The organism is Fulvivirga kasyanovii, from assembly GCF_009711405.1.
Classification (GTDB): domain Bacteria; phylum Bacteroidota; class Bacteroidia; order Cytophagales; family Cyclobacteriaceae; genus Fulvivirga; species Fulvivirga kasyanovii.
Map to the genome: position 1 here is coordinate 1 of NZ_SMLW01000429.1, position 10,016 is coordinate 10,016.

At 40.9% G+C, this 10,016-nt stretch carries 9 protein-coding genes; 8 read left to right on the plus strand and 1 reads right to left on the minus strand.

Going from position 1 to position 10,016, the window contains the following annotated elements; genetic code table 11:
- Positions 1–63 precede the first annotated feature (63 nt).
- Genes E1163_RS06385 through E1163_RS06395 form a run of 3 tightly spaced genes read left to right on the plus strand, consistent with a single transcriptional unit; the run spans position 64 to position 4,537 of the window.
- Positions 64–1,062 (plus strand): adenosine kinase, encoded by a 999-nt coding sequence (locus E1163_RS06385; RefSeq protein WP_155170607.1) that lies wholly within the window; start codon positions 64–66, stop codon positions 1,060–1,062.
- 39 nt (positions 1,063–1,101) lie between these two features.
- Positions 1,102–2,463, plus strand: coding sequence for a M16 family metallopeptidase (locus tag E1163_RS06390; RefSeq protein ID WP_155170608.1), 1,362 nt, complete (start codon positions 1,102–1,104; stop codon positions 2,461–2,463).
- 1 nt (position 2,464) lies between these two features.
- On the plus strand, positions 2,465–4,537 hold the full coding sequence (locus tag E1163_RS06395) for an insulinase family protein (RefSeq protein ID WP_246223530.1): 2,073 nt from the start codon (positions 2,465–2,467) through the stop codon (positions 4,535–4,537).
- Between the two features lie 75 nt (positions 4,538–4,612).
- Here E1163_RS06395 and E1163_RS06400 read toward each other — a convergent pair whose 3' ends face one another.
- Positions 4,613–6,325, minus strand: coding sequence for a M61 family metallopeptidase (locus tag E1163_RS06400; protein ID WP_155170610.1), 1,713 nt, complete (start codon positions 6,323–6,325; stop codon positions 4,613–4,615).
- A 234-nt stretch (positions 6,326–6,559) separates the two neighbouring features.
- Here E1163_RS06400 and rpmH point away from each other — a divergent pair, with 234 nt between their 5' ends.
- From rpmH to E1163_RS06425, 5 genes are all read left to right on the plus strand, one after another.
- The gene (gene rpmH, locus E1163_RS06405) at positions 6,560–6,715 is read left to right on the plus strand and encodes a 50S ribosomal protein L34 (RefSeq protein ID WP_155170611.1); all 156 of its coding nucleotides are present in this window, start codon (positions 6,560–6,562) and stop codon (positions 6,713–6,715) included.
- Positions 6,716–6,780: 65 nt separating this feature from the next.
- A complete protein-coding gene (gene rnpA, locus E1163_RS06410; protein WP_343033765.1) occupies positions 6,781–7,173 on the plus strand; it encodes a ribonuclease P protein component in 393 nt (130 codons plus the stop codon).
- A gap of 1 nt (position 7,174) precedes the next feature.
- Entirely contained in the window at positions 7,175–8,830 is a 1,656-nt protein-coding gene (locus tag E1163_RS06415; protein WP_155170612.1) for a S41 family peptidase, read from the plus strand.
- On the plus strand, positions 8,830–9,510 hold the full coding sequence (gene tsaB / locus E1163_RS06420) for a tRNA (adenosine(37)-N6)-threonylcarbamoyltransferase complex dimerization subunit type 1 TsaB (protein ID WP_155170613.1): 681 nt from the start codon (positions 8,830–8,832) through the stop codon (positions 9,508–9,510). Before E1163_RS06415 ends, tsaB begins: the two co-directional genes overlap by 1 nt.
- Positions 9,511–9,557: 47 nt before the next feature.
- Positions 9,558–10,016: DUF2480 family protein (locus E1163_RS06425; protein WP_155170614.1), on the plus strand; the 459-nt coding region annotated here is incomplete at its 3' end.

Genomic DNA, 10,016 nt, shown 5'->3' on the forward strand with positions numbered 1-10,016 from the left:
TTGCGTTCAATTTCATTAATGCCTAAAGAGTTTTAACTTAGCATCCCGCAAAAATTATGACATATGAGTAAAAAATATGATGTTTATGGCATTGGTAATGCCCTGGTAGATATTGTTACAGAAGTAGGTGACGATTTTTTCGAGAAATACAAAATTGAAAAGGGTTTCATGACCCTTGTGGATGAGCAAAGACAGTTTGAATTGATTGAAGCCATTCACCTCCCTAGTAGTAATCTGGCCTGCGGAGGCTCAGCAGCAAATACCGTTATAGCGGCCAGTCAGTTCGGTAGCAATTGCTTTTATTCGTGCAAAGTGGCCAACGATGATATGGGTAAGTTTTACCTGAAGGACCTAAGGGAAAATGGTGTCGATACCAACCTGACAGATGGCACTGCTCCGGAAGGTATAACCGGCAAATGTCTGGTAATGACGACCCCCGATGCCAACAGGACCATGAATACCTTCCTGGGGATAACCGCTACATACTCCACGGATCAGATAGATGAAGATAAACTTAAAGATTCTTCATATTTGTACATAGAGGGCTATCTGGTAACCTCAGAAAATGGTCAGGAAGCTATGAAACATGCTAAAAAGCTGGCTGAAAAACATGGAGTGAAGACAGCCCTTACCTTCTCCGACCCAAGTATGGTTAAATATTTTAAAGAACCTATGGAACAGGTTGTAGGAGCAAGCGTTGATCTGCTGTTTTGTAATGAAGAAGAAGCTATGCTCTTTACAGGTAAAAGCAGTCTGCTGGAAGCCCGTGAAGAATTAAAGAAGGTAGCTAAGAAATTTGCTATTACTCAGGGAGCAAACGGAGCTATGATATTCGATGGAGATACTTTTATAGATATTGAACCCTACAAAGTAAAGGCAGTAGATACCAATGGTGCAGGTGACATGTTCTCAGGAGCATTCTTATATGGTATTACCCATGGGCATAGTTATGCCGAGGCCGGAAAAATTGCCAGTCTGGCATCTTCAAAGATTGTATCCAAATTTGGACCACGCCTGGAGTGGCATGAATCCAAAGAAGTTTTGAATCATCTTTTTGATTAATCATAAATAACCATTTTTTTTAACCCCAACCGAACAAATATGAGAAAAACGATCATAGCGTATTTTCTTTTTGTCGCGCTGGCGTCTTCATTGTACGCTCAAAAAAGCAACAAAATAGAATATACAGAATTTGATTTGGATAATGGGCTGCACGTCATCCTCCATCAGGATAACAGTACACCTATTGTTGCAGTTAGCATTATGTACCATGTAGGCTCAAAAAATGAAAACCCGGAGAGAACGGGATTTGCCCATTTTTTTGAGCATTTATTATTCGAAGGTTCTGAAAACATCAACAGAGGAGAGTTTGACAAATACATTACCAATGCCGGTGGTGTAAACAATGCCAACACTTCATTTGACCGGACCTTTTATTACGAATTACTTCCTTCTAATCAACTGGAACTCGGCCTTTGGCTAGAGTCCGAAAGGTTAATGCATGCCAAAATTGAAGATATTGGTGTAGAAACTCAGCGAGAAGTAGTAAAAGAAGAAAAAAGGCAGCGATACGACAATCAGCCCTATGGAAGACTGATCATAGAAGTATTCAAAAGAGCATATAACAAGCACCCTTATCAGTGGATGCCTATCGGTTCACTTGATCATTTGACCTCAGCTTCACTGGAAGAATTCATTCAGTTTTATGAGACTTTCTATGTACCTGAAAATGCCACGTTGTCGATAGCTGGAGATATCTCTATCGAAGAAACTAAAAAACTGGTCAAAAAATACTTTGCAGATATCCCAAGGGGAGGAAAAGAGATTCCGAGACCGGACATTGTAGAGCCAAAGCAGGAGAAAGAAGTAAGGGATGTAGTTTATGATCAGGTGCAGCTTCCTGCAGTCGTTCAGGCCTATCATATTCCTGCACAAGGTACGGATGATGCCTATGCATTAAGCATGTTAAGCACACTCTTAAGCGATGGACAAAGCTCCAGAATGTACAAGAGCCTGGTAGATGAGCAGCAGAAAGCAGTTACAGCAGGATCTTTCCCTCTGGCCCTTGAAGACCCAGGGTTATACCTTGTGTATACCATTGCCAATATGGGAGTAGGGGTAGAAGAACTTGAGAAAAGTATTGATGAGCAAATCGACCGCGTGAAGAATGAATTGATTACGGAAAGGGAATTTCAAAAGATCAGAAACCAGGTTGAAAATGACTTTGTAACACAAAACAGTACCATGGCCGGAATAGCAGAAAATCTGGCAAACTACCATGTGTACTTTGGTGATGCCAACCTTATCAACACCGAGATAGAGAAATATATGAATGTGACGAGAGAAGATATCAAGAGAGTGGCCAATCAGTATTTCACTAAAGATAACAGGGTAGTACTATACTATCTCCCCGAATCACAAAGAGATCAATCTGCTAACACTGAACCTAAATCTGAGAACTAATATGAAAACCATACATTTCAAACTATTACTGGCTTTGGTTTTTATCTCATTCAGCGCAGTTGCTCAGGTAGATAGAACTAAAGCCCCTGAACCCGGACCGGCTCCGGAAATACAGATCGGCGAGTACCAGTCCTTTGAATTGAAGAACGGGCTTAAGGTATTTGTAGTTGAAAACCATAAAATTCCAAGAGTTGCTTTTTCCTTAACCCTTGATAATGAGCCTATCCTTGAAAAAGATAAAGCAGGCTATGTTAATATCATGGGCCAGTTGCTGAGAAACGGCACCACGAACCGCAGCAAAGCAAAACTCGATGAAGAGATCGATTTTATAGGAGCATCGCTTTCCACATCCTCCGGGGGTATCTATGCAGCATCTTTAACCAAGCACAAAGAGAAGTTGCTGGAGTTGATGACAGATGTACTGTTTAATCCGGCTTTCCCTCAGGAGGAGTTGGAGAAGATCAGAAAGCAAACCTTGTCCGGCCTGGCCGCAAGCAAGGACGACCCTAACGCCATTGCAGGTAATGTAAGGAGCGTGCTGGTTTATGGTAAAGACCATCCGTACGGTGAGATAACAACAGAAGAAACTGTTGAAAATATCACCATCGAAGATGCTAAGGCATACTATAACAAGTACTTCAAACCTAATGTAGGATATCTGGCAGTGGTTGGAGACATCAAATTTAAAGATGCCAAAAAACTGGTAACGAAATATTTCAGCAAGTGGGAAAAAGCCGAAGTTACCCAGCCCACCTACAAAGTGCCGGAAGCACCAAAAGAGACCTTTGTGGCTATGGTAGACAGACCTACAAGTGTTCAGTCTGTTATCAATGTATCTTACCCTATTCAGCTTGAACCGGGAAACCCGGATGTGATCAAGTCAAGAGTACTTAATCAGATATTGGGAGGAGGTTTTTCATCAAGGTTGATGCAAAACCTGCGGGAAGACAAGGCATTCACTTACGGAGCCAGGTCATCATTATCCAGTGACGAACTGGTTGGTAATTTTAATGCTTCGGCAAGTGTAAGAAATGAAGTTACAGACAGTGCGGTTCATGAATTTCTGCATGAATTGAAGAGGATCAGGAGTAAAGAAGTGGAAGAAAAAGAGTTATTGGCAGCCAAGGCATCCGTGATAGGTAGCTTTGCCCGCGCTCTGGAGCAACCTTCTACAGTTGCAAGCTTTGCCATCAACACTGCCAGGTATAACCTGCCTGAGGACTATTATGCCAACTACCTGAAAAATGTGTCAAACACCACTTTGGCTGATGTTAAAGCCATGGCCGACAAATACATCAAGCCTGATCACGCCAACATAGTGGTGGTAGGAAAAGCCTCAGACGTAGCCGATGGACTTAAAAAATTCGGCCCTGTAAAATACTACGATATCTATGGGAATGAATATGATCCCGGAAACTCCAAAAAGTTACCTGCCGGACTTACTGCCGGTAAAGTAATTGATAACTATCTGAAGGCAATAGGGGGCAAGGATAAATTATCCGGTGTTAAATCACTTAAAATGGATATGGGAGCGGATATGATGGGCAATTCCATTGACATGAAAGTGTACAAAAAAACTCCAAAAAAATTGCTTGTGGAAGTAGGTATGGGAGGCAATGTTATGAGCAAGCAGATGCTTAATGAGGATGAAGCAGTTGTTGCACAAATGGGCAACAAAATTCCTGTTAATGAGGAAATCAAAGAAGAATTGGTGATTGGTAGCTATCCATTTCCGGAATTGAAGTATGACGAGATTGGTGTGGAAACAAAGCTGATAGGAATAGAAAAAGTGGACGCTGCGGACGCTTATGCGGTTGAAGTTACTTATCCATCAGGCACCAAAGTTACTCAGTATTATGATGCGCAATCTGGCTTTAAGATCAGACAAACAAGGGTGGCCAAAACCCCGCAGGGAGAGATGCCCATGTCAACTGAGTTTGGTGATTACAAAGAAGTAAACGGCATTTATTTTCCGCACCTTGTCGTACAGCCGATGGGAGGAGGAATGAAAATGAATATCAAAACAGAAAGCATTGAAGTTAATCCTGAAATCAGCGACGATACTTTTAAGTAATAATGTTTTTTAAAGAAAATAAGAAGGCTGCCCAAAAATCGGGCAGCCTTCTTTGCTTATACAGCGTTTTAAATTTTAAACAAGCTCGCAGCCAGTCCATTTTTCAAAAGATGTTTTTTGCTGCTTTGATGGTTCGGGAAGAGGCTCAATAGTATACTGATGAAAATACTTATCTTCTCCCGGCTTAAGTTTTATGGTGATATCTTTATAGTTTCTGCGTACAAGAAATTCATAATTACCTGCGCCAAACTGGTTTATATTTTCAATATCAAGCTTTTGATCATTGATTGACAGGATCTCATCATTGAGAGAGAAATAATTTTCACCGATCGAACCGGGTGCAATTTGAGTAATTTTCAGTGAGCCATTAGGTTCCGCTATTCGAATACCAAAGTATTTTTCAAGGTCATTCTCAGAGTCTTTTTCAAGCAATTGGCAGCCAACATAATTTAATAGGTCATTAATAAGAACCTTCTTGGACTCCTTGCCCTTAACGTGCGCATCAAAGAAATCACTCAGGTCAGCGCCGTATACGCTCTCACTAACCTCTTTGATATTTTCATAGCTATATCCTTTTCCTGTTTTACCATACAAGCTCCAAAGCTTCCTCATGATATCATCAAGAGATTTTTGATCCGCCGACTTTTGTCTGATCATTAAGTCAAGGCAAAGGGCAACCATAGCACCTTCTACATAAATAGAACTCTTACGTTCGGGAGTGGTAATGGCATAGCCGTCTATCCATAAGTCCAGCGAAGAGTCAACAACAGAATAATTTAATCTCCCGTAATTGGAGAAATGCCTGCGGAATAGCGTATTCAATTCACTGAAATACCATTGCCTGTCAAATACCCCGCCTCTGGACAAAAACAAATCACCATAATAAGTGGTGAACCCTTCGGCAACAAAGCCGGTAGGAAAGACGACAGATTTATTGAACTGATACGGCATCATTTCCTGAGGCCTGATTTTTATGATATTCCAGGCATGAAAAAGCTCATGAGAGCTGACACCTAGAAGTTGACTATACATATCCTCTGTATTGAGTGCATGGCCCGGACCTAGACAAATTACCGTAGAATCATGATGTTCAACGCCATGATAAAATTTATATGGCAGGACTTCAATTAGAAAATGATATTCCTTTTCCGGAAACTCTTCCATCTCCTTAACCTGTTCCTGGGAGAATTTTTTAAAATCGCTGACAAGCTTCTCCGGCTGAATGGGGTGTTCACCGTTGAGCCAGATGTGAAAGTTGTACCCATCTACTTCATATTCATGATGCTCAAGGTCAGCCCCGGCCATTAACGGACTGTCAACCAGCTCATAGTAATCCTGCGCTACGAAGGACTGCTGATCATGTTCAAGCCCGCACGCAACCTGATAATTTTTTGGTATATCAATGGATACTTTACATTGTTCGTTGAGCCTTGCTACATCATAAACCATACAGTTAATGAAATTAATGTAAATATGTGACTCGTCGTACCAGCTATTCCCGGCATCCATTTTAAAAGCGAAATAATCGTAACTTACCACGATAGACCCGGCACCTGCCGTGTCAACTCTCCAGGTACTCGGGTTGACCTTTGTGTAATTTAAAGGTTCTCCATCTTCGTTTTCAATTTTGAAACCTCTGATGTTCTTGGCATAGTTTGCAGCTTCATACCTGCCGGGTCTCCATATAGGCAATTCTAATAGTACACTTTCCGAATCTACCTTATCCAGCTCGAGCTTTACAGTGAAAAAATGGGTTAGAGGGTTTTTAAAATGAATGGAATAGTTCATGGTTAGTTAAGTTGTTTTAATTCTACAACACCGAGTGGGGTAGTCCCCCGATAGGTTGGTAAAAGTATTTTTTATAAAGTTAACCTAACAACTCATATTGTTGTAGTTTTTAGCGTTGCTTCAAACAAAATTGGGAGACTGTTTGCAAATACAAAAAAGCTCGTTATCTTTGCAGCCCGATAAAAACTTAAGTGACAGACCAGTCCTGTTTTAAAGGGCTAAAAGAATATAACAATGAAAAGAACATTCCAACCTTCGCAAAGAAAGAGAAAGAACAAGCACGGTTTCAGATCAAGAATGGAATCTGCTAATGGTAGAGCGGTTTTAGCCAGAAGAAGAGCTAAAGGAAGAAAGAAACTTACCGTTTCTGACGAAAAGACTCATAAATAATCTTTTGCCGATACAAGTAAGGCTGGCAGCAGCCTAAGTTTGGACTGTTTTTTTCGGCAAAAGCATTGAAAAAAACTACCGAAATGGCATCAATGACTTTTAAAAAGTCAGAAAGGCTTGCACATAAGAAATCAATTCAGGAACTCTTCACCAGGGGTTCCTCTTTTTATTTATATCCATTCAAAGTCATTTTTAGAGCAGATGAGAGTATTCCTGCTCACCAGATTCTCATCTCCGTTCCCAAAAGGTCTTTTAAAAAAGCCGTGTTACGAAATAAGTTGAAGCGTAGGATACGTGAGGCTTACCGGCTAAATAAGCATCTTCTCGATACCAGTGTTAAATATCAAATTGCATATATTTATACTTCTAAGGACCTTTTAGAGTTTAATGATATCGAAAGGAAACTGATTGCTGTCTTAGAACGTTTAAAAAATCAGTTGGCTAAGAAAAGTGAATAATATGCTAAGGAATAATAAAGTTAAAGTTACAGGGGTATTCGTAATTCTGGCGTTTACCCTTTTTTCGTTTGTTGGCCCTACCGAAAGGTACTTCGAGATAGCCAAAAACCTCGATATTTTTGCTACCCTATTCAAGGAGGTCAATGCCTACTATGTAGATGAAGTAGATCCCGACAAAATGATCCGAGTCGGTATTGACGCCATGTTGGAGTCACTTGATCCTTATACCAATTATATCCCGGAAGATGAAATAGAATCTTTCAGAACAATGACAACCGGACAATATGCAGGGATAGGAGCCTTAATAGGGACTATTGACAGCAAAACCATTATTACCATGCCCTACGAAGGGTATGCCGCATATAACGCGGGACTTCGTATCGGAGACGAGCTGCTGGAAATAGACGGAAAAGATGTGTCCGGCAAAGACGTTTCTGCCATTAGCACGCTTTTAAAAGGACAGGCAAGAACAGAACTGCAGCTAAAGGTTCGCAGGTACGGCCATGAAGAACCGCTGACCTTTGCTTTTAAGAGAGAAAAAATTACCGTTACCAATGTCCCGTTTTATGGTAAAGTAAGCAATGACATCGGATATGTGAAGCTGGAGGATTTTACCAGTGATGCCGGCAAAGAGGTAGCCAAAGCCGTAGAAGAGTTGAAAGAGAAAGGAGCGACGAAACTTATTCTGGATTTAAGAAACAATCCCGGAGGATTATTGAGTGAAGCAGTTAATGTTTCCAATGTCTTTATTCCAAAGAATAAAGAAGTTGTTTCGACCAAAGGCAAAGTCAGCGAGTGGAACAAGGTTTATAAAACACTAAACAATCCTGTAGATACCGAGATGCCGTTAGTGGTACTTACTAACGGAGGAAGTGCCTCGGCCGCAGAGATCGTATCGGGAGTTATTCAGGATTACGATCGTGGAGTGCTGGTCGGAGGCAAGACTTATGGAAAGGGATTGGTACAAACCACCAGGCCTCTTACCTATAATGCCCAGCTAAAAGTGACCACCGCCAAATATTACATCCCTAGTGGAAGGTGTATTCAGTCCCTTGACTATACACACCGTGACGAAGAGGGTAAAGTGCATAAAATAGCAGATTCTCTTAAAATGGAATTCAAAACTGCCAACGGCCGCTCTGTTTATGACGGTGGTGGTTTGGATCCTGATGTGGAGATGGAAGCAGAGTATTATGCCCCTATTACGATCAGCCTGATTTCCAAAGGCCTTATTTTTAACTATGCCACTCGCTATGCCTATGACAAAGGAAGTATTCCTCCGGCAGCAGATTTTGAACTTACCGATGCAGAATACAATGCGTTTAAACAATGGTTGAGCGACAAGGATTATGATTACACTACTAAAGTGGAACAGGATTTGGTAAAGCTCGAAGAATCGGCCAAAAAGGAAAAATACTACGAGGATATTCAAAACCAGCTACACGAACTAGAGAAAAGGGTGAAGCACAACAAAGAACTTGACCTCGAGAAGTTTAAGAGTGAAATAAAACAAGCATTGGAAGAGGAAATAGCATCAAGGTTCTATCTTCAAAAGGGGAACATTGAGGCCTCCTTTGATAGTGATAGCGATGTGCAAAAAGCCATTCAGCTCTTAAGTAACACATCAAATTATAATAAAATCCTTTCAACCAAATAATGTCATTAATACTAAGTATTGAAACAGCCACAACAGTTTGTTCGGTGGCCTTGCATCATCATGAACAGTTAATAGGTACGCAAACCTTATATATCGAAAAGTCGCATTCGGGCTTGCTGGCTCCTGTTATTGATTCGCTGGTCAAATACTGTGGTTTTACGTTGAGTGACTTGTCTGCCGTAGCCATTTCCGAAGGCCCGGGATCTTATACTGGTTTGCGCATTGGGGTATCCACGGCGAAAGGCTTGTGCTATGCACTGGATATTCCGCTGATTGCAGTCAATACTTTGGAAGCAATGGCTTTTGGTATTAATAAGTACAATAAAAGCGAAGCCATACTTTGTCCCATGATCGATGCCAGAAGGATGGAAGTTTATTGTTTGCTGGCAAATCATCAAATGGAAGTGGTTGAACCTACAAAACCGGAAATAATAGACAATGCTTCTTTTGAAGATATTTTGTTGAAAGATCAGATTATGTTTTTTGGAAATGGAGCAGCTAAATGTAAAGAAGTAATTAACAGTACAAATGCTCTGTTTGTTGATGATGTCTACCCGGATGCTTCAAATGTAGGTTTCCTGGCTTGTCGGAAGTTTGAACAGCAACAGTTTGAAGATGTGGCATATTTTGAACCCTTTTATCTAAAAGAATTCAGGATCAGTAAACCAAAAGTAAAATAGATTTGTTTTATCCTGCGCTTTGTCGGGGAAATAATATAAAATAGAATATGGAGCAACAGGAGATTATCAACAGAGTCGCGCAAAGTCCTTTAATAACATTTAACCTTGAGGATTATTACCAGAAAGGTGAAAGGGTATTGTTTGATATCAAGGACTGGCTTTTTCAAGGACTTATCTTGAGGGAAAAGGATTTTAGAGCCGCTGTGAAAGAACATGATTGGGAGCAATATAAAGGGAAGCATATAGCCATGACCTGTACGGCTGATGCGATAGTGCCTACCTGGGCTTATATGTTATTGGCTACAAAACTGGAACCTCATGCTGAAACTGTAATTCACGGCAATCTTGGAGAACTTGAAAAAGTGTTGTTCAAGAATGCATTGGACAGAGTGGATGCAAATGAATTCCTGGATAAAAAGGTTGTGATCAAGGGATGTGGTAATCTGCCGGTCCCCGAGTTTGCTTATGTGGAGATTACTAACAAGTTACGGCCGGTGGTGTCCAGC